The sequence below is a fragment of the Lawsonia intracellularis PHE/MN1-00 genome, from assembly GCF_000055945.1.
Lineage (GTDB): Bacteria > Desulfobacterota > Desulfovibrionia > Desulfovibrionales > Desulfovibrionaceae > Bilophila > Bilophila intracellularis.
This window is the reverse complement of sequence record NC_008011.1, coordinates 853,151-878,771: the sequence shown is the minus strand read 5'-3', so window position 1 is coordinate 878,771 and position 25,621 is coordinate 853,151. Positions and strand designations below refer to the sequence as shown.

21 protein-coding genes and 1 tRNA gene are annotated in these 25,621 nt (G+C 33.0%); 16 read left to right on the top strand and 6 right to left on the bottom strand.

Features of this window, described 5'->3' with window-relative positions; all coding sequences use genetic code 11:
• Positions 1 to 51: 51 nt before the first annotated feature.
• From LI_RS03835 to rbr, 4 genes are all read right to left on the bottom strand, one after another.
• Entirely contained in the window at positions 52 to 1,062 is a 1,011-nt protein-coding gene (locus LI_RS03835) for a glycosyltransferase (RefSeq protein ID WP_011526782.1), read from the bottom strand.
• A 46-nt stretch (positions 1,063 to 1,108) separates the two neighbouring features.
• Positions 1,109 to 2,137 (bottom strand): glycosyltransferase family 9 protein, encoded by a 1,029-nt coding sequence (locus LI_RS03830; protein WP_011526781.1) that lies wholly within the window; start codon positions 2,135 to 2,137, stop codon positions 1,109 to 1,111.
• A 103-nt stretch (positions 2,138 to 2,240) separates the two neighbouring features.
• On the bottom strand, positions 2,241 to 2,444 hold the full coding sequence (locus LI_RS03825) for a rubredoxin (protein WP_011526780.1): 204 nt from the start codon (positions 2,442 to 2,444) through the stop codon (positions 2,241 to 2,243).
• A gap of 13 nt (positions 2,445 to 2,457) precedes the next feature.
• Positions 2,458 to 3,033 carry a rubrerythrin gene (gene rbr, locus LI_RS03820; protein WP_011526779.1) on the bottom strand — a complete coding sequence of 192 codons (576 nt, stop codon included), beginning with the start codon at positions 3,031 to 3,033 and terminating at the stop codon, positions 2,458 to 2,460.
• A 632-nt stretch (positions 3,034 to 3,665) separates the two neighbouring features.
• On the opposite strand from rbr, the gene tolQ reads away from it, so the two are divergent.
• From tolQ to LI_RS03785, 7 genes are all read left to right on the top strand, one after another.
• The gene (gene tolQ / locus LI_RS03815) at positions 3,666 to 4,334 is read left to right on the top strand and encodes a protein TolQ (protein WP_015353769.1); all 669 of its coding nucleotides are present in this window, start codon (positions 3,666 to 3,668) and stop codon (positions 4,332 to 4,334) included.
• A gap of 82 nt (positions 4,335 to 4,416) precedes the next feature.
• The gene (locus LI_RS03810) at positions 4,417 to 4,851 is read left to right on the top strand and encodes an ExbD/TolR family protein (protein ID WP_011526777.1); all 435 of its coding nucleotides are present in this window, start codon (positions 4,417 to 4,419) and stop codon (positions 4,849 to 4,851) included.
• Positions 4,852 to 4,951: 100 nt separating this feature from the next.
• Entirely contained in the window at positions 4,952 to 5,905 is a 954-nt protein-coding gene (tolA, locus tag LI_RS03805) for a cell envelope integrity protein TolA (RefSeq protein ID WP_011526776.1), read from the top strand.
• A 478-nt stretch (positions 5,906 to 6,383) separates the two neighbouring features.
• Positions 6,384 to 7,727 (top strand): PD40 domain-containing protein, encoded by a 1,344-nt coding sequence (locus LI_RS03800; RefSeq protein WP_041817047.1) that lies wholly within the window; start codon positions 6,384 to 6,386, stop codon positions 7,725 to 7,727.
• A 145-nt stretch (positions 7,728 to 7,872) separates the two neighbouring features.
• On the top strand, positions 7,873 to 8,361 hold the full coding sequence (gene pal, locus LI_RS03795) for a peptidoglycan-associated lipoprotein Pal (RefSeq protein WP_011526774.1): 489 nt from the start codon (positions 7,873 to 7,875) through the stop codon (positions 8,359 to 8,361).
• Between the two features lie 55 nt (positions 8,362 to 8,416).
• Positions 8,417 to 8,493, top strand: a tRNA-Pro gene (locus LI_RS03790).
• A gap of 324 nt (positions 8,494 to 8,817) precedes the next feature.
• The gene (locus LI_RS03785; protein ID WP_011526773.1) at positions 8,818 to 9,336 is read left to right on the top strand and encodes a periplasmic heavy metal sensor; all 519 of its coding nucleotides are present in this window, start codon (positions 8,818 to 8,820) and stop codon (positions 9,334 to 9,336) included.
• A gap of 65 nt (positions 9,337 to 9,401) precedes the next feature.
• Here LI_RS03785 and LI_RS03780 read toward each other — a convergent pair whose 3' ends face one another.
• Both LI_RS03780 and LI_RS03775 read right to left on the bottom strand, forming a co-directional pair.
• A complete protein-coding gene (locus tag LI_RS03780) occupies positions 9,402 to 13,550 on the bottom strand; it encodes a translocation/assembly module TamB domain-containing protein (protein WP_011526772.1) in 4,149 nt (1,382 codons plus the stop codon).
• Positions 13,550 to 15,355, bottom strand: a complete 1,806-nt coding sequence (locus LI_RS03775; protein WP_011526771.1) for an autotransporter assembly complex protein TamA — start codon at positions 15,353 to 15,355, stop codon at positions 13,550 to 13,552. Before LI_RS03775 ends, LI_RS03780 begins: the two co-directional genes overlap by 1 nt.
• A 263-nt stretch (positions 15,356 to 15,618) precedes the next feature.
• Between LI_RS03775 and LI_RS03770 the strand changes: the two genes are divergently transcribed.
• From LI_RS03770 to LI_RS03730, 9 genes are all read left to right on the top strand, one after another.
• The gene (locus LI_RS03770) at positions 15,619 to 17,016 is read left to right on the top strand and encodes a sigma-54-dependent transcriptional regulator (protein WP_011526770.1); all 1,398 of its coding nucleotides are present in this window, start codon (positions 15,619 to 15,621) and stop codon (positions 17,014 to 17,016) included.
• Between the two features lie 37 nt (positions 17,017 to 17,053).
• Positions 17,054 to 18,571 carry a leucyl aminopeptidase gene (locus LI_RS03765; RefSeq protein ID WP_015353767.1) on the top strand — a complete coding sequence of 506 codons (1,518 nt, stop codon included), beginning with the start codon at positions 17,054 to 17,056 and terminating at the stop codon, positions 18,569 to 18,571.
• A 169-nt stretch (positions 18,572 to 18,740) separates the two neighbouring features.
• Positions 18,741 to 18,950 (top strand): DNA-directed RNA polymerase subunit omega, encoded by a 210-nt coding sequence (rpoZ, locus tag LI_RS03760; RefSeq protein WP_015353766.1) that lies wholly within the window; start codon positions 18,741 to 18,743, stop codon positions 18,948 to 18,950.
• Positions 18,951 to 18,985: 35 nt separating this feature from the next.
• Positions 18,986 to 20,110: a molecular chaperone DnaJ gene (dnaJ, locus tag LI_RS03755; RefSeq protein WP_011526768.1), complete on the top strand. Its 1,125-nt coding sequence runs from the start codon at positions 18,986 to 18,988 to the stop codon at positions 20,108 to 20,110.
• Between the two features lie 781 nt (positions 20,111 to 20,891).
• Positions 20,892 to 21,167, top strand: coding sequence for a phage regulatory CII family protein (locus LI_RS03750; protein WP_015353765.1), 276 nt, complete (start codon positions 20,892 to 20,894; stop codon positions 21,165 to 21,167).
• A gap of 520 nt (positions 21,168 to 21,687) precedes the next feature.
• On the top strand, positions 21,688 to 22,140 hold the full coding sequence (locus LI_RS03745) for a GNAT family N-acetyltransferase (protein WP_011526767.1): 453 nt from the start codon (positions 21,688 to 21,690) through the stop codon (positions 22,138 to 22,140).
• Between the two features lie 674 nt (positions 22,141 to 22,814).
• Positions 22,815 to 23,426: an HDIG domain-containing metalloprotein gene (locus LI_RS03740; protein WP_223604150.1), complete on the top strand. Its 612-nt coding sequence runs from the start codon at positions 22,815 to 22,817 to the stop codon at positions 23,424 to 23,426.
• The gene (locus LI_RS03735) at positions 23,383 to 24,291 is read left to right on the top strand and encodes a D-alanine--D-alanine ligase family protein (protein ID WP_011526765.1); all 909 of its coding nucleotides are present in this window, start codon (positions 23,383 to 23,385) and stop codon (positions 24,289 to 24,291) included. The genes LI_RS03740 and LI_RS03735 overlap by 44 nt, the downstream gene beginning before the upstream one ends.
• A gap of 4 nt (positions 24,292 to 24,295) precedes the next feature.
• Positions 24,296 to 25,615 (top strand): 3-deoxy-D-manno-octulosonic acid transferase, encoded by a 1,320-nt coding sequence (locus tag LI_RS03730; RefSeq protein WP_011526764.1) that lies wholly within the window; start codon positions 24,296 to 24,298, stop codon positions 25,613 to 25,615.
• Positions 25,616 to 25,621 lie beyond the last annotated feature (6 nt).

Here is a 25,621-nt window from a genome sequence, read left to right as displayed (position 1 = left end):
TCTATAAAAATTTAAATAAATTATGTTAATATCTTATAAATAGTTACTAAATTATATAAAATGCTGTTCCCAAAGATTTGAGACAGCATTATAGTGATTATTAAGGGAATATTCTTTAACTGTTTTTTCAGCTTGCAAATATATAGAGTTAAGTTCTTCATTATGAGAGTGTAGTAAATCTATAGCGTATTCTAAGGCAAAAATAGTTCCTAATATATCAGCATCAGCTACATATAGTCCATTTCCTCCCCATGGAAGATTTTCTAAGGGCCACCAAGGTGTATAACCATTAGGTAGTGCTTGACGCATATAATCCCATCCTCCAAATCCTCCAAATCCTACTACAAGACATCCACATGCTAGTGCTTCTAATGGAGGCAATGGGCATCCTTCAGGAAATCCTGTAGCAAGAAAGATATCAGAAGTTTTAAGGCAGGCAGAAACTTCTTCTGGTGTTTTTTTATGAATTTCTATCCACTCTAAAGAAGTTGATGAGTTACAACTAGAAAGTTTTGCTTTAATACTTTGTTGTATTTGATGTGCAAGTGCTTTATTTTTTCTAGGCATCCAAGCAATTCGTATAGGTCTGTTTTGAGATTTAAAAGACTTACAAGTTGGTACATGAAATATATTAAGGTTAATCCCAGGGCGTAATATATGAGCATTTATTCCTGTTGTTTCTTTTATAAAGAAAGCTACAGGATTTGAAACAGCGATCATTGTCACAGGAAGTTGTTCCCATGAAGCATTGTCTGGAAGTTTCCCATGTAAATATGCCCAGTTTTGTACATAGACAACACAACGACTTTGAGAACGTAGTCCTGGGATAAGAGCCATTGGCCAACCTTCAGGAACAACCCAAACATCATCTTTGCTAAGTGTAAGTTTGTCCCAGTGTGTAGTAGGGATTTGAGGTGTAATGCTATCAATATAAGGTGAGTACTCACGAAAGACTAATGTACTTTTATGGCCAATTGTATGTAAATGTTTTGCAATAGTAAGTATAACATACATACCCCCTGTAATAGAAGGAAGAGGAGGAAAGAAGAAAAAGGTTGCCATGCAATTTTTGGTTATGTTATATTTAGAGGCATTACATTTATTATAGTTATAGGAAGAGTTTTTTTTCTATGTTTTCCCATACGACATCAATAGTAATATCTTTCATACACCTAAAGTGTTTTTCAGGACAAGTTTTTCCTCCATGTAGACTACAGGGTCGACAATAAAGAGATATTTCTATTACAGTTGAATGCTCACCTCTGGGAGAAAATCCTAGGCATTTTACGGTAGGGCCAAAAATAGCAGTAACAGGCGTATGTTGGCTCCATGCAATATGCATGGGGCCAGAATCATTAGTAAGGTAGCAATTCAATTTTTTTATAAATGCAGCTAATTCTTGTAACGTGAGTGTTCCACAAAGATTATGGAGTAAGGGGTGTCCAGTCATACCAGATAATGAAATAATTTCACTTGCAAGCTGTTCCTCTCCTGGTCCTCCAAAGAGCAGTACATGAATATTTTTTTTTATAGCTCTATGTAAAATAGCTGCAAATCGTTCTGGTAACCAACGTTTTGTAGGCCATACTGAACCAGGATTAATTCCTAAAACAGGACCTAAAATATATTTCCTCCAGAAGGTATTTGCTTGTTGCTGTGCGTCTTGGGTTAAGACAATATTAGGCCAGTATTGGATATTTGATTTTTTTATAGGCAAATTTGAGAGAAGATCTAAAAGACGCTCTATCTCATCAAGAGAACCAAGTTTACGTTTAATGAGCTGTGTACAACATAATGGTTGGATGATATTTTCAGAATAACCTATACGTAGTTTAGCATTTGAACATAGTGTAATAATAGAAGAGCGAATACTTGTATGTGCATTAATCCAAAGATCATAGTTTTGTTTTTTTATATGTTGGATAAGTTTTATTGTACTTTTTATGAATTGTTGTTTTTTATTATATTCAATAATATTTTTAATATTTGGATGTGAAGAGAAAAGAGAGCCATTACCTTTACGAACATAGAAATCAATAGAGGCTTCTGGGTAAGTTTTTGCAAGAGTTTGGATAAGAGGAAGAGTAAGTACTGTGTCTCCAAGAAAAGCAGTATTCCATACAGCAATATTTTTCATAAATTATTAAAAAAAGTTTTAGTTAGTTAGCTAGAAAAATTGAATGCATTTCTTAAAAAAATAAGTCAAGGAGAGAAATTTCTCTCCTTGACTTATAAGTAAGTTAACTATCTGTTAGTGGCTTAAAACTTTTTTTAGAAGCACCACAAACAGGACAATGCCAATTATCAGGTAGCGATTCAAATTCCGTTCCTGGTGGAATTTTAGCTCTTTTATCTCCTCTTTCAGGATTATAGATATATCCACAGTTTGTTATTTGACAATGCCACATTTCTTTTGGCTCTGTCATGATTGGACTTTCTGACATAAAAGGATCTCTATTACCATGGGTTATGTAAGACTTCAAAGTATGCTTTTGGATGTCCACAAGCTGGGCAAACTTCTGGCGCATTTTTCCCATGATGAATATAGCCGCATTTTAAACAACGCCAGGAAATAGCAACTTCACGTTCAAACACTTTACCTTCTTTTAGGTTTTTTGCAAAGGCAAGATAACGTTTTTCATGGTATGCTTCAGCTTCTGCTATGTTACGCATAACACATGCAATTTCACAAAAACCTTCTTGATCAGCAATTTGAGCAAATTGAGGATACATTTCTGTTGATTCATAATGTTCCCCATGTGCTGCAGCCAGGAGATTATTTTCTGTAGTAGAAATAACTCCAGCAGGATATGCAGCTTGAATTTCTACTTCACCACCTTCAAGAAATTTAAAAAGGCGTTTAGCATGAGCTTTCTCTTGAAGTGCAGTCTCAGCAAATATTTCAGATATTTGCATTAAACCTTCTTCTCGTGCAGTTACACAAAAGTAGTCATATCGATTTCTTGCTTGGGATTCACCAGCAAAAGCAGTAAGGATATTTTTTTCTGTTCTAGTGCCCTTTAAAGATTTCATAAATATTTCCTTTAAGTTAGTATTTATATTTTTATTTTAGCCAATTTTATAATTAAAAATGTAGACTGCTAATTTGATTAGAAGAAGGTTTTTTAATTAAGAATAGTTGTAGATAATATTTGAGACATAGTCTAATTATAGTACTTAATTTGTTAAAAATAAAGAGAGATATAGCTTAGTTAAAAATTAATTAAATTAAGGTAGTATGAGTAACTACAACTTTTATTATATAAATTCCTTCTATATGCTAAACTGAGAAACTATATTAAATTAGATAGATATGAGTCAGCTAGCATTTAAGAATTATTAAATATTGTCCTAAAAAGTATCTGTCAAGTAGCCTTGTAGGCTCTGTGTGTTTTTTATCTATAAAAAACAGGCATTGCTTAATTAAAAAGTAATATATATGCTATAAAAACAGTAACAGTAACTTATTAGCTATGGCTAGTTATTGTATCTTCTTTATGATATAGCTTGACGTATCATAGTAGTATCTGTACGAAATTTAAGGCTAATATGTTTATTAGTAAGGATAAGTTCTTATAATTAAAGATATTGAAGGTATTAATATTAGTTATAAAGAAGATTGAAAACATTTTCTGTGCTTATTATTTCTTGTTAAGGTGAATAGAATGGATTTGAGTATAATTTCTTTAATTGCTCAAGCAACAGTTGTTGGTCAGGTTGTGCTACTAATTCTTTTGCTCATGAGTGTACTAAGTTGGGCAATGATGTTCCAGAAGTGGATAGCTATTAGGTTAGCCATGAAAAAAACAGTGTTAGGTAGTGAGCGTTTTCATGATGCTAGAGAATTACGAAATGCTGTGCACTCAATTGGAAGAGACATGGTTTCACCGTTGTATGTCGTTGCACATGAAGGAGTGACAGAATTTAATCGTTCAAAAGAGGCTGGGAACTCTGAGGAGGTTATTGTAGAAAATGTCCGTCGAGCACTACGTCAGGGAGTAAGTACAGAAATGACACGATTATCTAGCTCTCTTTCTTTCCTTGCAACAACAGCAAATACAGCTCCTTTTATAGGACTTTTTGGAACAATTTGGGGTATAATGCATACTTTCCATTCTATAGGTGCTATGAAGTCAGCTTCTCTTGCTACTGTTGCACCTGGTATTTCTGAAGCACTAATAGCTACTGCCTTTGGGCTTGCTGTAGCTATTCCTGCAACTGTTGGTTACAATATTTTTGTTGGGAAATTAGGGGATCTTGAATCTAAATTAGTTAATTTTGCAGGAATGTTTCTTAATCGTGTCCATCGTGAGCTTAATGCAAATAAGACATAAAGATAGGTTAAGGATAATTTATTTAGACTTATACATTCATACTTAATTAGTAGAAAAAATAGAGAAAGTTTTTGGTGGAATTATGGGGGCATCTTTAGGGGGGAAAAGTAGTTTTGTTTCTGAGATTAATGTGACGCCATTTGTAGACGTTATGTTAGTTTTACTTATCATTTTTATGGTGACAGCACCTATGATGACTGAAGGATTAGAAGTAGATCTTCCTCAAACTAGAGCTGTAGAAACACTACCACTAGAGTCAGAAAATCTTATTTTAACCATCCGTAGAGATGGTAACATGTACCTTGATACCTATCCTGTTTCTATGGATGAACTCCAAGAAAAATTAGATCTTTTAGTGAGGTCTCAAAATAAAGAGCTTTTGTTACAGGCGGATAAAGAAATACCTTATGGCGTTGTTGTAGAGGTAATGGGGAGAGTTCGTGAGGCAGGTATTGATAAACTTGGTATGATTGCGACTAGGGAAGAGATTGGCTCTGGGGTAACCTCTAAAAAGTAATGATATTTTGATTACTATGGTCAAGGACAAAATTTTTATGTTATTATTCATTTATTGAATAGATGTATTTTTGTGTCATAGGTGAAAGGTAAATAGAATTATGCGATTTATTAGTTATATCGCATCACTCATTCTACATATTGGGTTGATCTTAATTATAGTTTTTTGGCCTACTAAGACTATTGTAAGACCTGAGCGTCCAATTCAGATTAGCTTAACTATGGAGTCTATAGGAGGTGGTAGACTACCCTCTCCTGTATTAGGACAGCAGATCCCTGTTCCTACTAAAACTTCAACAGTTACACCTTCTATCCCAATAGAAAATATTCCAGTTCTAAAGAATCCTTCTGTTCAGACTAGTTCTGATTTTGTACCTCTTAGACAAGAAACAATAGGTGGTCATGAGTCTCAAAACCAACTTCAACCAATTGCAGTTCCTGTAAGGGAAGAGATAGCAGTTAATGAAAGGATAGAGCAAAAAATTCCTACAGAAAAAATTTTAGATACTCCAAAGGCAAAACAAGAATTAGCTAAAAAAGTTGAAAAAATGCAACCAAAAGGAGAACCAGCTAAAAAAATAGTAAAGAAGACAGAACCAATAGGAGGGAGTGCTTCTTTAAAAGATGCATTATTAGATGCAAAGAAAAAGACAAATATTCAAAAATCACAAAAAGTTTCTCCTAATACTTCTGTAACTAATGCGTTAGCTGGGTTTAAAAAACAAACTTCTACAGTCGGTGGTGGAGGTGGAGTAAGTGATGGTAATGGTGGAGGTGGTGGATTACATGATATTTATGCTGGATTAGTAATGATGTCTGTTCGACCAAACTGGAGTATCCCAACGTATTCTCGTGATAATTTAGTTGCACTAGTCCATGTACGTATTGATGCAGATGGTAATGTTCTTTCCTGTGTAATTGAGCGTAGTTCTGGTAGATCAGATTTTGATGCTTCTGCTGTAAATGCGGTAATTAGGACAAAAATATTACCACCACCACCAACACCTGCACAGCAAGATATGATTATTGTTTTTAACTCGCTAGAAGTTCAGTAATACTTTCCGTATGTTGTAACAGGTTAGACAACTTAAAAATTTTACTTATTGTAATATCTTGTTAATTAAGAAAATATTTTTTAGGTTAATTTGAGTTAAGGATATTTGGCTCTTAAAAAAGTAATATTATAATAGTTATAATTTGTTATAGATATTTTAAAATAGAATTATTTTACTCTTTCTCTAACGTTTTTTGTTATATAGATAGCTTTTTATGTAGAAAGTGAACTAACATGTTGCTACTTCATCTATAGATATGATAATTTTATTAAGAAATATTTTTAGTCTTTTCGAGGAAATCTAATTTTTGATAGATAATAAGGGATTAGTAGCCGATATTGTAAACTGATAATAGAGAGAGTAATCACTTAAAATGATTTTTTGTGTTAGAGGATAAATAAATTAGTACCCTAAGTTAAATACTGACTATTTTTACTAACTATACCTAACTATATAATTTTTATTGGTGTTTATTATTATGAGTAGAGGTAACACTTACAGATCATTAGGAATATTGATAATTTTATTATTAGTATGCTTATGTCATCCAGCCTTATCAGCTATGCAGATAGATATTTATGGTCCTGGTCAAAATATTGTACATGTAGCTATGGCTAGACCAATTATCTCCCCAGGAGTCCTTGCAACAGATCTTGGCATTGATCTTGATAGAGCTATTCGTAATAATCTAAGTTATCTTCCATTTATGAGGCTTACTGATGAAAAGGCAATTTTAAATGGAAGTTCGCTAGAGGGTTATCAGCCGCCAAATATAGATTTTAAACGTTTTCAATTGGCAGGTTCCGATTTACTTATAACTGTTGGTTGGCCAAAGGGAGATCATTCTGACTCTAGTGTTGAATTAAGATTATATGAAACATATTCTGGCAAGTTTGTTTTTGGTACAGCATATAGTGGTGTTGTTAAAAGTGAAATTTCTAATATAGCAGATAAGTTTTGCGCAGATCTTATGAAGACTTTAACCGGTAGTGGGGATTTTTTTCTTTCTACATTAGCCTTTGTGAAACAAGGTAATGGGAAGAATGTAAGAGATGTGTGGCTAGTTAAACCAACAGGGAAAGAATTACGTCAGATAACAGATATTTCAGGAACGGCAATGTCACCTTCATGGTCTATAGATGGAAGGTTTATTGTCTTTACACATTTAGACGATCGATCACATGCTCTAGGTGTTTGGGATAGGTTAACAAATAAAATCCAGAGAATTCGTTTCCCTGGGAATACGGTTATAGGACCTGTGTTTATGCCAGACAATAAAGTAGCAGTTAGCCTTTCTACTGGTAAGTATCCAGATATTTTTTTATTGGATCATACTTTTCAAAAAGAGAAAGTGCTAGAGGAAAGCCCTGCTATAAATGTTTCTCCATCATTTGATGCTAAAGGAACAAAAATGGCATTTTGTTCTAATAGGCTAAGTAATCCACAAATTTTTATGAAAGATTTTTCTTCAGGACAAGTTAGTCGTGTTAGCCGTCAAGGTTGTTATAATACAGAGCCTACTATGAGTCCTGATGGGACACTCATCGCATTTTCTCGATTGACAGATGATGGTAATCGTATTTTTGTACAAGATTTGCTGACAGGAATTGAGAGACAAGTTACTTTTGGCCCTGGTAATGATGAGCAACCATCTTTTGCTCCTGATAGCTATTTTATTGCTTTTACATCAACACGTAGTGGTAAAAAGCAGATTTATTTGATAACACGTCATGGTGGAGATGCAAAGCAAATCCCTACAGGACATGGCGATGCATCGTTCCCACGTTGGGGGAAAATAACAGTTGCAAATAAAGCTAGATAGCTATTATATTAGTCCAGCTAGAATATATTTATGTATAATAAATAAGTAAATTTTGTTAAAGTAAAAAAATATTAGAATTAACTAGTGGTGTGTTAATCGATGGCTGGGGAAACACAGTGTGTGAAGAGACTTAGGAGGAAAGGAAATGGAAGTATTTAGACGTTATGGCATAGTTCTGGTTCTGTTAGTAGTATTAAGTGCAGGTTTTGGTTGTTGTAAAAAGAGTGTTGATGTAGAACAATCTTTAGCAACGGAGTGTATTGCTCCAGCACCAGCAATTAATGCAGCTGCAGAAACTATAACTGATGGGATTATTTATTTTGATTTTGATAAATATGATATTAAACCTGAATATCGTGATATGTTGCAGAAGAAAGCTGAACTTTTAAAAGAATATCCTTGTATTCGTGTCCGTATAGAAGGTAATTGTGACGCTCGTGGTACTCAAGAGTATAATTTAGCACTTGGAGAGCGTCGTGCACGTGCAGCATATGAATATTTAGTCATGCTTGGAGTAAATCCATCTCAGCTTGAGATAATAAGTTTTGGGAAAGAGCGTCCAGCTGTTGAAGGAACAGGGCCAGCTGTATGGGCAAAAAATCGTCGTGATGATTTTCGTATTATTGCCAAGTAATTTTGATTTATTGTGATGTTACCTATTTTGTGGTGTAATAGATATAATAAAATAGCGGAGTGTGGCGCAGTTTGGTAGCGCACCTGGTTTGGGACCAGGGGGCCGCTGGTTCGAATCCAGTCGCTCCGACCAGAAAATTATAAATATAGTAGGACCTCAGCTTAGCTGAGGTCCTACTATATTTATAATCTATATATAATATCTTAATTGGAATGTCTTGTTATTATTAGAAGATAAAAGATTATTTAGTTACAACTAGTTGCATAGCTGTGTTAACTTTAGTAAGCTCTTAACAAGAGACAAATTTTTGTCATTGATGATTATATAATTATTATAGTTTGATCTAATATGTACTGTAATTATAGTGAATTTTTAATGTTAAATGTTAAAAGATGAGTTAATGAAGATAAGGGTGAGTAGTAAATCTATTGAAGTTTAATCTATGGAGGTTGGTTAATGAATGGCATTTTAAAAAAATATTTTATTATGTTTGTTATGGTAGGATTAATATGTATTAATACTACATTAGTTGACGCAAAAAGGCTTTCTCCTTGTCCAGGGGGGGATAATAATGGAAAAAGTGGTAGTGGTGTTTATCAATATTTAACACCTGAGATGCAAACTAAATGTGATACCATTGTTAAAGAGTTTGCTAAAAAGACCCAGGAATTAAGAGAAAAGATTTTAGCAAAACGTCTAGAGTTGCAAGCTATGGCACAAAGTAGCAAACCTGATCGTTCAGTGATTCAAGAGCTCTCTCGTGAAATTGCTAAAATGCATACAGAATTATCATCTGAATATGAAAAAATGTATGAGAAGTTATCTAGTGAAGTAGGCATTCGTGGCCACTATATTTATGGTAGCGGGTTGATGCATCGTCATGGTATGGGATACTATGGTATGGGTGGATATAATAATATGGAACCTGATTCTGGAGCTCCAATGACTCCATTGAAAAGTGGAAGAGGGAAATAATTTTGTTAAAAAGGATATTTTGTATTAATAACAAAATATCCTTTTTAGATATAAAAAATAAGCCATTAATAATCTTTTTTCCAATTAATACCTATCTCACTATATTGAGTCCCTGTTCTACCTTCAAGATTAAAATTAGGTGCAAGTTCAACTGATATTCTTGCCCCAGTATCATTACTATCTAAATAACTTTGTTCAACACCAACATAAACAGTGTCTGTAATATATTTACCTAGTTCTATAACAGGGATATCTTCTATTTGATCGTTTGAGTTGGATGTATTGGCTTTTCTATTAGAAGTTGTCCCTAAGCTAAGTATATCTAACCCTAATGTCTGTCGAATATTTGTTAGGAAATTCATACTTCCAGTATTAAATCCTGTTAAGTTTGCTAATTCTTGAGCAAGTTGTATGGCTTGTATCCTGCTAAGACTTTGTGAGCTTTTACCAAAAAGAACTTGGGAAACTATTTCATCTTGAGGTAAAGGTGGTGTACTTGAAAAAGTAATATTAGGATTACTAGTTGTACCTTTAATAATGCCTATAGCTGTAATAGAAGGTGATGAATATGTTAAAGAAATATTGAGTAGTGGGTTTGGTGGAACTGATCCTGAAAATGATATTGTACTTTTAGCAAGAGAAAATTGTTTTCCTAGTAAATTAAAATTTCCTCTTATAGAAGTTAGTGCTCCTGTAATAACAGGACTTGTTATGACTTTGTTAATAGTTAGGTTCCCTCCCCACTCACTTTCAAACATACTACTACGGACAAAAAAACGATTCGGGATACTTAACGCAATAGATAAGGTAGGTTGTTGATAGGTAGCTTTTTTGGTCTTTGTATTTTGTTGTTGAGTGCTATCAACTACATTAAGAGTTGGAATATTACTGGTTAACCCTTCAGTAAGTTGAAATTCGCCTTGGTTAATAACAATATCGCCTTTAACTTCAGACTGTTTTAATGTTCCTTCAAGAGTAGCTGCTCCTGAAAGTGTAAGACTTAGGTCTTTACGTTGTAATGGAGCAAGGTTTGTAAAGGAGCCATTAATAGACAAAGGAAAGTGTTCTTTAGATGAGCCAATATTACCAATAAGTTGTATACTACCTTGTTTACCATCAGATGCTGTAGCTTGAATATGGGAGATTCTATTAGAAAAGACCTGTAATTTAGCATTGATATTTTCTAAGTAAAGACCAAGGGAGAGATCTTGAAAGTTAGCATTAGAAAGTGTTGTTATAATTGCATATGTTGGACTATCTAAAGTCCCAGAAAGAGAAGCATCTAAAGATCCATTCCCAGCCATAATGTAATCAGTAAGTGGAATGAGTTTCCAAAGTGTATCTAATATTCCAGTCCACTTGATATGGGCAGAAAAAGGCCTCATTTTAGATAGCATAGGGATATTGTTTTCTGTGAACTCAAAAGGGAGTGTTGCTTGTATTGATATAGGTATAGGCTCTTTTTTTTCTGTTAGGGTTGCATTAAGTTTACATATATTGTTAGGAGAAGATATAATTTCCCCTTCTACATGTAAGTTTGCTATTGATGGATTTGGCCTTGGATAATGTATGTTTAGAATATCAAATGAGAGTGTTCCTTTAGGTTTACTAGGTATTCCTGTAAGTGTTATGTGTCCATTTATATTTCCTTGAGGAAGAAGTATACTAAATGGTTGGAAAGAGAGAAGTGAAACTTCTTTAATGATTGCATTAGCATTAAGTCGTTGAGGAGTAACATATATATCAGTTGTAATTGTTCCAGATGGAAGAATTGCTAGTGAACAGTTATTAAGAACAAATTGTTGAGGTGAGACTATAATTTTTATTGGCTGAAGGAGCTTAATTCCTATATTTTTTTGAATATTTTTTAAATTAAGAGTAGTTATATTAATATTTTTTTCAAAAAGATTTGTTTGAAAGTTTGCGTTTACAGTTGTTTGTCCTGCTATATTTATTTTACTATTAAAATTTTTTAATGTGCCTTTTATGTCTAACGTCCCTTGTGTCCATTGAAAGTCTTCATATGTACCAGCACCAATTTTTGAAGAGAGAGCAATTGTAGGATTCTTATGAAGTTGTATTGTATCTGCTCTTCCTTTTATAGTAGTTACATTAAAATTATTACCTAATATGAAATTTTTTAATTGCCATTGAGTAGAAATACATTGTTGATTCTTTGGATCAAACTGTATTTTTATTGATGCTGAACCTCTAATAGGTATTTGCAATATGTTTGCAATATCTTTCCAAGACTGAACTTCTGCAATAATATCACCATTTATAAGGTAATCTTTTTTTGTTATTTTAATATTACCATCAAGATTTACTCCTAATATATTTCCTATAATTTTTTCTACTAGTATTTCCGTAGGTAGGATTCCCCAATTACTTGAAAAGGTTAATGCCTCAGATGAAGCTGGCTCAGCCGAGAGTGTTATATTACCTTTAATCGCAGAGGAAGAAGATTGAGTAGTAGTTATTATGAGTTGAGGATTATTAAGTTGGAGCGCATTCCAGGTGAGTTGTGATGAAAAAATTTTGCTTTCTATAGAAGGTGCGTCAAGTTTTCCAGACACTGTAATTAAGGATTGTAACTCTCCAGATATAGGAGGAGCTATTAGCTGAAGGTTAGGAATTATAAGATTTATAGAGCTATCTATGTATTTTTTTTGAAAATTAATAAGGCCTTCAGCATAAACATTCTTTGCTGTTAATTTCAATTTGTTTAAAGAAATAGACCAGTCTATGGGAGTTAAATTATATATTCCACTTAGAGTTGCATTATCACCTAATGTCCCCTGTAATGCTTGTACTCCCCAGTTCATATTATTAAGTGAGACAGTTGCTGTTCCTTCTATTGAAGAGGAAGACCCTTGACGGTGTAATCCTATAGTAATGTTACTTTGCCCAGTAAGATCAGGTAGTCCAAGAAGAGAAGAAAATATACTAAGAGTTGGAGTATTACCTTTTAGGTTTGCATCGATATTTCCTAGAAGACTATTAAATTCTCCAGATAGGGAAAAATGCATTTCTGGAGATGTTAAGGTTGCATGCTCTAAGGTAATTGTATGTGTTGTTGTAGAGGCTATTATATCAACTGCACTGGAAAGAATACTATTGGGTATAGTTTCTCCCTGTACTGTAATTGTCCCAGATGTAAGAATATCAGAGTGAGTAGAGAAAAGTCCTAGATTAATAACAAGTTCTGTTTGAAGATCTATTATGTTTTTTGTAATGTTAATTTCAGGTAATGTCATTTGTATACTAAAATTAGGTTTATTTAGTGAGCCACTGAGGGTAATTGATGAGTTAAGTTTTTTTATAGGAAGTTGATGAGTAGCTTCTCCATTATATTTTAATAAAATATTTCCTTTTAATTGCTCATTAGATACTTCAATACTTTCTGATGTAAGTAACCAGCTACCATATTCAGCTAGTAATGAGTGTAAGATAATTCTATTATGTTCAGGATAAATAGAAAGGTGTAAATGTAGAGGTTGTTCAAGGATACTATTATTATATGACTTTTTATCAGCTACGCTGTCTATCTCTAGTGTTACTATCCGTGTAGGATGAACATATTCAAAAAATTGTGTCTTATTCCCTTGGTAACGAAGCGTTCCTATAATTTTTGTTTTGTTAGAAGAGGATAGTTGAAATGTTCCATTCCAATTTGTTAATGTACCATCACCCTCAAGGGATAATACCAATGGAATACCTATAATATCAGAGGAAAGTTGTGTATTGTTAATATGGATGTTTTGAATACGAATATGTTCAGTCCACCATGGAGTTAAATCAAATGATATGTGAGGTAACACAAAACTTGTAGATGATTTTTTTAGATTATTATTTGAGGGTAAGCGATATAATACAAGATCATTAAGTTCAAAAGACAGAATTTCAAGTTGACCTTTGAATAAAGCCCATAAGTTTGATTGGATTTCTAAGTTAGATATTGTAAGGTAAGTTCCATTCACATCACTAAGGCTAAGTTCATTAATAGTAATTTGTTCTGGGAATGGTCCAATAATTGAAGATACTTGTAGTATAATTCCTTGTTGTTGAAGTAAAGAAGAAACTGTATTTTTAATCCAAGCAATGCCTGTAGAGGTCCGTATAAAAAGAATGCCTGTAATAATAAGTCCTAAAAATAACGTAAATGCTCCTAAGAGGGTATAGAGTAACTTAGAAAGTATTTTTGTGTTATTCATTAGAATGCTTGCCCAATACTAATATAAAGTTGAAAGTGTTTATTATGGCTTCTATCTTGAAGTGGAGTTGCTATATCTAAACGTATGGGGGCAAAACTTGTATAATATCGTAGCCCAAGGCCTACCCCCCAATATATTGATTTTTTAAAGTCAGGAAATTTTTTTTCGTAAATATTTCCTCCATCAATAAATGGCACAATGCCAATGGATTCTGTTATTTTTAATCGTAACTCAAAACTAATAGTTGAAAAAGAAAGTCCTCCAATAGCATCCCCATATTTATTTTTTGGTCCCAATGATTGATAGTCATACCCTCTTACACTACCACCACCCCCAGCATAAAACCTTAGTATTGCAGGATAGTTTTCTATATCTTTCCCTAGGAGGGAACCTATTGCTATTTTGTTAGCCAAGATAAGTTTCCCTGTTTTAAGAACGTCTATGTAAAAGCTAAAATCAAACCGACTACGTAAAGTCAAAATCTTTTTTTTATATTTACCAATATAAGGAGTAACATTTAAGGTAGCTTTTGTTCCTTGGATAGGATTAAGAGGATCTTTAGAACTATCCCTTGTTATTGATAAGGGGATGCCAAAAAGAGTAAATATTTTTTTTATAGAATCTCGATCATCCATAAATCCTGTATCAACTGAAAGACTGCTACTACCAAACCAACGTCTATTAAATTGTCGTTCAATTCCTAAAGCAATAGATGCAAGTTGTTGTTTGTAACTTTTTGTATTTTCTTTTTTAAGTTGTGCTTCACTAATTAATGATTGATTTGGACGGCCAAAGGCTGGTTTTTGGAAGTTTGCCATAATTTTTTGATCATCTCGACTTATTGGTGCTGTTATACGAAAAAGTTCTCCATTACCAAAAACATTTCGATGTTCCCAAGTCCCACGTGCACCAATACCTTGATCAGAAGAGTATTGTAAGCCACCACTAATAGTCCTTGGAGGGGCTTCTGTTGCAACAAGTTCTATAGAGGTGTTACCATTTTGTTCTTTTTGATTCCTTGGATTGAGAGTTATAGAACTGAAAAGGCCTGTTTGTTGAAGCCGTGTTCGATAAGAATCAAGGAGTGCATTGTTCCATACCCTTCCTTCCTTCCATGTAGCAATTTTATTTAGGAATATTGTTGAAATATTGAGATTATGTTGAGGTTGTACTTTACCCATATGGAGTAACGGTCCTTGTCTTATTACTAAATCAATATCAAATGTATAATCCATCCGATTAATTATGTATTGAGTTTTTTTTATTTTGGCTAATGGATATCCATTATTATGTATATATTGCATGAGGCTACTTACAGAGGATAGGATATTAACAGCAAGAGCAGGATTACCTTTAGAGAGATTGAATTCTTCTAAGGAAAGAGGGAGATATGCAAGTTCACTATCAAGGTATTGGATATGTATTGTATTTATTTTATATTGTACATTTGGTTTAAATTGGATTTGGATACTAATAGGGTTCGTCTGCCAGTCAATCTTTCCCTCGACACTTCCACTATAATAACCATTCGAGTCAAGAATTTTTTGTGCTGTACTTATATCTTCTTTAACACGTAAATTTAAACCTATTTTACTATCTAAAGATTGATTTGCAAGCTTTACTAATTCACTATGTGTTTCCATCTCTGTTGCAAGATTAGGATTTTCTGGAGAGGTAAAAGTAACTGTATATGCTATATGTTGTTGGTTAATTGTGGAAGTGGTAATTGATGTAGCAAAGAGATAATTTTCTGTTATGAAAAAGTAGAAAAAGGTTATAAGAAAAAAATAACATACTTTTTGCATAACTAGTATAATGAAGCTGAGAGATAGATCTGGTCAAGAAGTTTTATTGTTTTTTATTTAAAGAGTAACAGCTATGTATTATTTAATAGCTATAGTCAACAGCAAAATATAACTAGTTATATTATATAAGATAGTAAGACGATTATTTTGATATTCTTATTATAAAAATTTTTATTAGTATAATTTTAACTAGTTAGTTTTTTGTTATTTAGATATATTAATTCTAACATATATAAAGCAGTATAGGTTAGGGGCTAGTAATCATGTCAGCACGTATACTTATTATAGATGATGAAGACTCTATTAGATTTTCATTGAAAGGAATTTTTGAAGATGAGGGCCATGAAGTTTTAGAAAGAGCTTCAGCAGAAGAAGGACTTAAGTGTGTTGATGTAGAGTCTCCAGATCTTGTTTTTCTTGATATTTGGCTTCCTGGGATGGATGGTCTTATGGCTTTAGACCATATTCAGGCTCTTCATCAGGAATTACCTGTTATTATGATTTCAGGTCATGCCACAATTGAAACTGCTGTAACAGCTATCCGTCAAGGTGCTTATGATTTTATTGAAAAGCCTCTTTCTTTGGAAAAAGTCCTTATTACAGCTAATAGAGCTATAGAAACAGTAAGATTAAGAAGGGAAAACAAATTACTACGTACTGTATTACCTGAGGAGAGTGAGTTTATAGGACAGTCTCCTGTTATCTTAAAATTTAAAAGTTTATTATCACAGGTCGCTCCAACAGATGCTTGGGTACTACTTACAGGAGAGAATGGTACAGGTAAAGAGTTAGCTGCACAAGCATTGCACAAAGGAAGCTCACGATATCAAAAACCATTTATAGCTGTTAATTGTGCTGCTATCCCTGAAGAATTGATTGAAAGCGAACTATTTGGTCATGAAAAAGGGGCCTTTACTGGTGCCGATGCTTCTCGTGCAGGTCGTTTTGAGTTGGCACATAAAGGAACATTATTTCTTGATGAAATAGGAGATATGAGTTTAAAAACACAAGCAAAAATTTTGCGTATTTTGCAAGAACAATGTTTTGAAAAAATTGGTAGTGTTAGAACTATTAAAGTTGATGTAAGAGTTATTGCAGCAACAAATAAGAATCTTGAAGACGCTATTAGCGATGGAACATTTCGTCAAGATTTGTATTATCGCTTACGAGTTGTTCCATTGCATCTTCCCCCTCTTCGTGAACGTGATTCTGATATTGAGCTATTATTAAATAGGTTTGTGATTCAGTTGAGTAAACGTTATAGACGTGAGCCGCCTATTTTTTTAGATGAGGTCTTCCCTGTATTGAAACAATATTGTTGGCCAGGGAATGTAAGAGAATTACTTAATTTTGTAGAACGAATGGTTATTCTTTATTCAGGGAAGAAAGTATGTTTGACAGATCTACCTCAGGAAATGCATACTAAAAGAAGTATTGATCCTAGTAAAAAGCAATTTAATATTTCTCAAGAAATTTCTTCCATTATAACTTCTTCAGATATAGATTTTAAACAGGCTAAAATAGCTTTTGAAACAAAATTTTTAACTGAAAAATTACATGCTTATCAAGGAAATATTACCCGATTAGCAGAAGCTATTGGACTTGAAAGAAGTTATTTATATAGAAAGCTAAAAAGCTATGGTATTTATCTGTCTGAGTGATCTATTTTGACTTTATTTTTTGTATAAGGAGACCTTTATGGAAGTACGTTTTCAGATTGGAGTATCTAGCTGGTCAACAGATGCTATTATTATACCTTTTTTTGAAGATGAAATTTTTAAAGAGGCTTATGCTGAATTACTTAATGTACTTCCATGGTTAGAAGTTGCTCCAGCATTAGAAGATGTAAAAGGGAAAAAAGGAGAGGTGGTAGTGGTATATGGTCCACTTTCAACAACTATCCCAAGAGTTGTTATCGTAGGACTTGGAAAGCGTAAAAAAATTACCCCAATTAAACTTCTTGAGAACTTAAGGAATACTATTGGTAAAGCAAGTAGTTATTGTAGGGAGTTAGGATTAAAGAATTTTTCTATTCTTGTAAGATCATTTGAACGCTTTGATTATAATCTTGAAAGAATAATTGAAGAAGTCATTTGTGCTATTGGACTAGCACTATATAGATTTGTTGACTGTAAATCTCAAGAGGATCTTAAAGAGCTTCCAGAGGACCCACAATGGATTGGGGTACTTTTTCGTGATACTGTTGCTGATGAAACTATTTGTAATGCTGCCAGAAGAGGTGAAGTTCATGCAACTGCCGTTAATTTAGCACGTACTCTTGATAATACTCCTGCTAATATAATGACACCTATCCAGATGTCTAAAAAGTCTATTGAGATTGCTAAAAAATATAATATGAAGTGTGAAGTAATGGATCGAGCAAGTATTATTTCTGCGGGTATGGGTGCTTTTGCATCTGTGGCTGAAGGCTCTTCCCAGGAACCTCAGTTTATTATTTTGGAGTATGCACCATTAGGGCATGAAAATGATGATCCTCTTGTTTTTGTGGGTAAAGGTATAACTTTTGACACAGGTGGTATTTCTATTAAGCCTTCAGCTAAAATGGAAGAAATGAAGTGTGATATGTCTGGTGCTGGTGCTATACTTGGATTATTTGAGGCATTGGGTCAACTTAAACCACAAGTTAAAGTTATAGGGCTACTTGCATGCGCAGAAAACATGCCTGATGGAAAAGCTACTCGTCCTGGCGATGTAGTTGTCACATTAAGCCATAAGACTGTTGAGATTGTTAATACAGATGCTGAAGGAAGATTAGTATTATGTGATGCTATGACATATGCACAAAAACATTGGACTCCAGCTGTTCTTATTGATATTGCAACACTAACAGGTGCATGTGTTGTGGCTCTTGGAGACGATATCGCAGGGGTTTTTTGTGATGAGATAGAGCTTGTAAATAAAATTCGTAATATTGGTGAGTTAGTTGGAGAATCGTATTGGTCTTTACCTCTTGATGATAGATTTTTTGAAAGTCTTAAGAGTGACTTTGCCGATTTTAAAAATGTTGGAGGTAGAGAAGGAGGAGCTTCAACTGCTGCAGTATTTTTAAAGCAATTTGTAAAAGAAGATACAAAGTGGGCACATTTAGATATTGCTGGCCCTAGCTTTACTTCTAAAAAAAAGGATCTATGTCCTACTGGTGGAACAGGTTTTTCTGTTAGAACACTTATTGAATTTGTTATGGACTATAGCTAAAATAGAATATGATTGTTGTTATTATATAACTTTTTGATATAATGATAATAATCTATAGAAAATATCCAGTTGACATTATGAGTGATGAGAATTATTTTTTTTTTTTTTCTTTTTAAATAAAGCTAATCAAGCTATAGATAGCTTTTATTCATTATTGTTGGAGGGTTGAATGGCACGTATTACAGTGGAAGATTGCCAGAAACGTGTTGGGAATAGATTTTTGCTTGTTCAGATGACAATAAAACGTGTACATCAATATCGTGAAGGCTATGAATCATTAGTTCCCTCTCGTAATAAAGAAATTGTAACAGCATTGCGTGAAATTGCTTCTGGTAAAATTTTCCCTGAAGATATGAGTTATTATAGCCCTATTGATTAATATTTAACATTTTATTTAGTTAGTTAATAAATATTATGGTTCATCGTGATTATTATGAAGTACTAGGTGTCTCTCGTAATGCTTCTCAAGAAGAGATTAAAAAAGCCTATAGAAAATTAGCCCTACAAAATCATCCAGATCATAATCCAAACAATCCAGAAGCAGAGCAACGCTTTAAGGAGGCTGCAGAAGTTTATGAAGTGCTGCGTGATCCTGAACAGCGTGCAAGATATGATCAGTTTGGAGCTGCAGGCTTAGGTGGAAGCTTTAGTGGCTTTTCTTCTGCAGAGGATATTTTTTCTCATTTTGGTGATATATTTGGTGATTTTTTTGGTTTTTCGATGGGTGGAAGCCGTAGAAAAAATACACCTAGAGCAACAGCAGGTTCTGATTTATTGTATAAACTTACAGTGTCTTTTGAGCAAGCTGTAAAAGGTTCTGACATTTCTATAACTATCCCAAAAGATGTTTCTTGTGAGGATTGTGGAGGTTCAGGTGCTGCACCAGGAACTTTACCAGAAACTTGTAAGGAATGTAATGGTTCTGGGCAGGTCCGTAATTCTCAAGGATTTTTTCAGTTTATTATTCCTTGTCCAGTTTGTCATGGTGAAGGATCTACCATCCCCCATTTGTGTCCTCGATGTAAAGGGAAAGGGGTTACACAACAGTCTAAAGAACTAACTGTACATATCCCTGCAGGGATAGCTAGTGGAACACGTTTGAGGTTACGTGGAGAGGGAGAGCCTGGTACACATGGTGGACCATCTGGAGATTTACATATTGCAGTTACTGTCGAAGATAGCAAAATTTATCAACGGCAAGGACAAGATCTTTTTTACTATTGTGATATTTCTTTTCCACAGGCCTCACTAGGTTGTACATTAAGTATTCCTGGTCTAGATGATGAAACATTAGAATTAAAAGTGCCTAAAGGAACTCAGAGTGGTTCTGTGTTACGCATTCCAAATAAGGGACTCCCTTATGTGGGGCAGAAACGTCATGGTGATTTACTTGTAAAGATATCTGTTGTTACTCCAACAAAGTTAACAGAGAGACAACAAGAACTTTTAATGGAATTTCAGGCAATTACAGAAGGTCGTCCAATAGAAAAAGTGAAAAAAGTTGCAAGGAAACTTGGTCAAGCCATAGGTATGAAATAGCCATCCTTATAATATTTGTTTGTTATAGTCCTTTCTAAATTATCCCTTCTTATAATCATAAAAAACTAGTTTCTATTATATTAATAGACTAAATATTTCTTTATTAATAGTTATACTATATTAATACTATTAAATTAATAGTATTAATATAGTATAACTATTATAGCGTCTAATAATTTACAGTACAATCATAATTTTTTGTAATTTTTTTTTTTTTGTATGTTGTTATTATATAGATGGTAACTAATTTTTATAGTTGACATTTATATAAAAAAAGAAATTTTTTTGATATATTATAATTCATTGTTAATGAATTATTTTATTTTTAATGATACTAACATAAAGTATACACTAATAGTTTATAGTCAAAACAAGGTATAAAATTATTAAAGTGTAATAACTATGTAATGTTATTATGTTATTATGAGAGATCAAAAGTTATAATAGGAAGTAGTATTTTTTTATATGTATTAATTGTATTGATACAATATTTATTTTAGGGAGTTATGTTTTTTATTAGATCCATTATAGGGGGGGGGTATAAATATGGGTATTATGATCTTGTAAGTTGCTACCCTTATAATACTCCTTACATTAGTCATTTTTTTTGCTCCATTATAACACTAACAAAAAATGAAGGATGAAAGTTTAAACTCCAATGCATGGAGTGTAATGTAAATTAATTTTTTTGTATTAATAATTTTAATGACTTTATGGGTATGTGGTTATGAAAGTTTCTAGTAATCTTGGAAATGTAAACTTGTAGTTTAGGAGAAGAGTCATGCCTAACGATCTTATTAGTGCAGTTCATGATCTTGTATTAGAAAGTCCTCTTGGAGCAAAAGCAATTGCACAAGCAGTTGGTAAGCCTTATTCAACCTTATTACGTGAAGTAAATCCTTATGACACAGGAGCAAAATTAGGAGCAGAGACTTTATTACATATTATGAAGACAACAGGGAATGTGTCACCTTTAGAAAAGATGGCTTTAGAAATGGGATATCGTCTTGAACCTCATAGTTCATCATCTTCAACAGGTGGAAGTTTTTCTATATAACTACTTTTTAGTGATATAGAAATATTTTTTCCCTTGTAGGATTATATTAAGTAGTTTTTTAGAGGAGGGAGTCACCACCCTCCTTTTTTGTTAGTACAAATTATTAGAGATAATATAATACTTTTTCAGTAATTGAAGGTATTGCTTGAATGAGGCTACTAGCTATAATTTTTTTAGTTTTTTGATTGAATAGATTATCTTTTACTATTTTATTACTTATAAATTACATTATTACGTTATGTGTTTTTTATCTTTTGTTTCAAAAGATATTAATTAAAAATATATAACAAGTTTAATTTTATTTATTTTCCTTTTTCTAGCTACTTATTATTAATTTATTAGTACTATATAATAATAAATTAGTGTTGTCTTTATTAACTAAGTTGAAGTAAAGTTTTATAGTTAGTTACAGGAATCTTTTAGGTTTATTTTGACTTCCTAAAAATTATTGGAGTCATATTAGGATAAAAATAATACCTTTTTACTTTGTATCTTAATTTGCTTTTTGTAACTTTGAAATATGAAAATCAGACAATATAAATCTATTGATTTAGAACAAATAACACGATTGTTTTATGAAACAGTCCATGCTGTGAATATAAAAGATTATACTGAGCAACAATTAAATGTATGGGCAACAGGGAATATTAATTTTAAGAAATGGGATACTTCATTTCTGAAACATCTTACTTATGCTGCAATTGAAAAAGATTTGATTATAGGTTTTGGAGACATTGATGAAACAGGATATTTAGACAGATTATTTGTTCATAAAGATTTTCAAGGTAGAGGTGTAGCAACAGCACTATGCAATCGGCTGGAAAACGAAGTTGGAACAAAATGTATCATTGTTTATGCTTCAATTACGGCTAAGTCCTTCTTTGAAAATTGGGGATATAAGATAATTAGACTTCAAGAAGTTGAAAAGCAAGGGGTTTTTTTCAAAAATTACATAATGAGAAAAGAATTATAAACTATGGCCATATTGATTCCTGGAGATATACATACAGGAAAAACTTTATTGGCATAAAGAGTATTGGGAAAGCATAACTATCTATATTTATTAATAAAACATTTGAAAATAGGTCTCATTAGATAGTGGTTAATGTAAACTTTCGGTTAATAGTAATGACGTTGAGTTGGCTAATTATTTATGGCCGATAGGCTGTGAAATAATAAAAACCTGTATTGAGTTTTCAAAATATTATTATGGAGGGATGATATCCCTTTTTATTGGGAAAAGGATTTCTCATCAAGTATCCACAACAGATAAAATATATCTGTTTAATATTTAATAGGAAATATATAGAAAGTCATCTTTGTAATATTTTACGATTTGAAAAAGTCATAGAAAAACGACTAGCTACTAATTTGGTTATGGAAGAGTTAATAAAAACAAATGAGTACAATTTAGAGCGGTGCATCCTACGGAATTATAATCATATTCTTAATAATAATAATAATAATAATTATTATTATTATTATTATTAAATTGACACTTGTAGTTAGAAAGGGTTATTTGACAGCATAGCATCGTAATCTACTGAAAATCGTACGGCTATAAAATCGTTACTGCTGTTTCTCAAATACTTCATTAAATATTTATTCCTCAAACTGTTGTGTCAAACTGTTGAAAATCTAAAATATATGATAAACTCTAATGTCATACCTACGCTTTACTATGATATAGACTCAAATTTTGTTCCAAGTGATAAAGACTGTATAACATTATGGGATAAATATGGTGTATTTGATAATATCAGACAACATAGTGTAGTAGTTGCAAATTTTGCAGAAGCATTAGCCAAGCAAGCTGTAAAGGTTGGCTATACAAACTATATAAAAAGTTGTAGAGCTGGAGGGCTTCTTCATGATATTGCAAAAAGTTATACAGTGCACTATGGAGGTAGTCATGCTCAGCTAGGAGCTTCATGGGTAATATCTTCTACAGGAAACTATAGGCTTGGCCAAGTTGTTTTAAATCATGTAGAGTGGAAATGGAGCTTACCAAAATGTTTAATACATCCATTATTTATTGTTATGTATTCAGATAAGAGAGTGCAACATAATATTCCTGTATCTCTTGAAAATCGTTACACAGACTTAATACTTCGTTATGGTAAAACAGAAGATTCCCGTAAAGCTATTTATAGAAGTTGGGAACATCTTAAAAATATAGAACGCGTTCTTTCAACGCAGTTGGAGTTACCTCTATATGAATATACTCTTATTGGCAGGAGGTTGGTCTTCCGAGCGTGAAGTATCCCTTCAGAGTGCAGAATTGATAACTTCTGCTATGATAGAATATGGACATACAGTTACTTGTCTTGATCCACTATATGATTTTGATAAAATTGTAGAAGTGGCTGAAAAGCAAGATGTTGCATTTATTTTACTACATGGTTCACCAGGAGAAGATGGAATATTACAAGCTTTATTAGAAAGAGTGGGCTGTCCCTACCAAGGGGCAAGTCCAGCAGGTTCACTGCTTGCACTACATAAAGCTGCAGCTAAAGCTCTTTTCCGTAGAGAAGGGCTTCTTACACCCAAAAGTGTCTTTCTGCCTTTAAAGCCAGAAGTAACTTGGGAACCTGGGTTAAATTATCCAATTTTTGTTAAATCTAATATTGGTGGCTCAAGTGTAAATGTACATCTGGTAACTAATTATGAAGAGCTATTTATTGCTATGGAAGCATTGTTTAATGCAGGTGAGGAAGTCTTATTAGAAGAAGCTATTATAGGACAAGAGGTAACTTGTGGTGTTATTGATGATCAAGCATTACCTCCTATTTTAATACGTAGTCAGGGTAAATTTTTTGATTATTATAATAAGTATGCTAAGAATGGTGCAGAGGAAATTTGTCCTGCGCCTCTTGAGCCTCATGTATTAAAACATATCCAAGAGTATGCCCTTAGAGCTCATAATACATTAAATTTACAGGGATGTAGTCGGGCAGACTTTATTCTTAGAGACGATGAGTTGTTATTTCTTTTGGAAGTTAATACAATCCCAGGAATGTCTGCTACAAGTCTTGTCCCAAGAGAGGCAGCAGCTATGGGGCTCACTTTCCCAGAGTTAGTTGAAAAGTTGATTCAGCTTGCAATCAGAGATCATAGGAAATAAAAGAGTGAATAGTTTTGATGTGTTTTCAAAAGGGTATACCTTTTTGTGGCGTCTTGCTAGACCATTTTTGCAACAACATAAACGGTTACATGAAAATTTTTCTCAACGTCTAGTTCCTACTAATTGGGCAGAGCCTGCAACTATTTGGATTCAATCTTCCTCAGGAGGAGAAGCCTACTTAGTACGTTCATTACTTGAACATTTACCAATACAGGATTCCACTCTACATATTCTTCTTACAACTTGGACTCCCCAAGGCCGTATTATTTTAGAAGAAACAAAAAGTATTTTAGAATCTTCTCGATCAGATCTTTCTATTCAAGTTCAATATGTTCCATTAGATGAACCTGCACTTATGGAAAAAGCGTTAATACAAGTCTCTCCACAGTTAGTAGTATTAATAGAAGCAGAAATATGGCCTGGGCTACTTTTTGCCTGTAATAAAAGAAATATTCCAGTCTTAGTTCTTAATGGACGTGTAAGAGAAAAAAGTTTGAGAGGTTATGACTGGTTTAGTTGGTTTTTCCCAGAATTTTGGAGAGCTATAGCACCTAAGTATGTAGCGGCTATTTCTTCTGCAGATGCAGCACGGTTTACTGCTCTTTTTGGTGAATATTGTGTAGGAGTGGTACCAAATATTAAGTTTGATAGAGCAATTTGTACATTATCTCAAAGCGATTCCTCAAAAAATGTATTGACTGAAATTTTACCTGATAAACCTATTATATTGTTAGCTTCAGTTAGGGAAGAAGAAGAGGCATTGTTAGTTCCTGTTATTAAAAAACTATATTCTCGTCATGGAAAAGATACTTGTATTATAGTTGCACCACGGCATGAATCTAGAGTAAAAGAGTGGATAAAAAAATTAAATTTTGTTGGAATAACCACTCAGCTAAGGTCTGTTTTAACACCATATAAAGAAGAACTATATCAAACTAGTATACCAGTTATAATTTGGGATACATTTGGAGAGTTAGATAAGCTATATAATTTAGCTCAAGCAGTATTTGTTGGTGGAAGCTTAGTACCCCTTGGAGGACAAAATTTTCTTGAACCATTAAGTGTTGGAAAAATTCCATGTGTTGGTAAGTACTTAGATAATTTTTCATGGGTTTTTGAGCCATTAAATGTAGAACATGAAGATTTTTCTTTTTTTATTAGAATTTGTCATACTCCGTTTGAATTAATAGAACAGTTAGAACGTCAGTTACAACATCCTGAACCAAAAGAGGAGATTATATCACGTTTTAATACTTGGCTTGAGAGCAGAAAGGGAGGGGCAGATAAATGTGCATCTCTTATAATATCTATGTTAGAGCAATAATTTTTA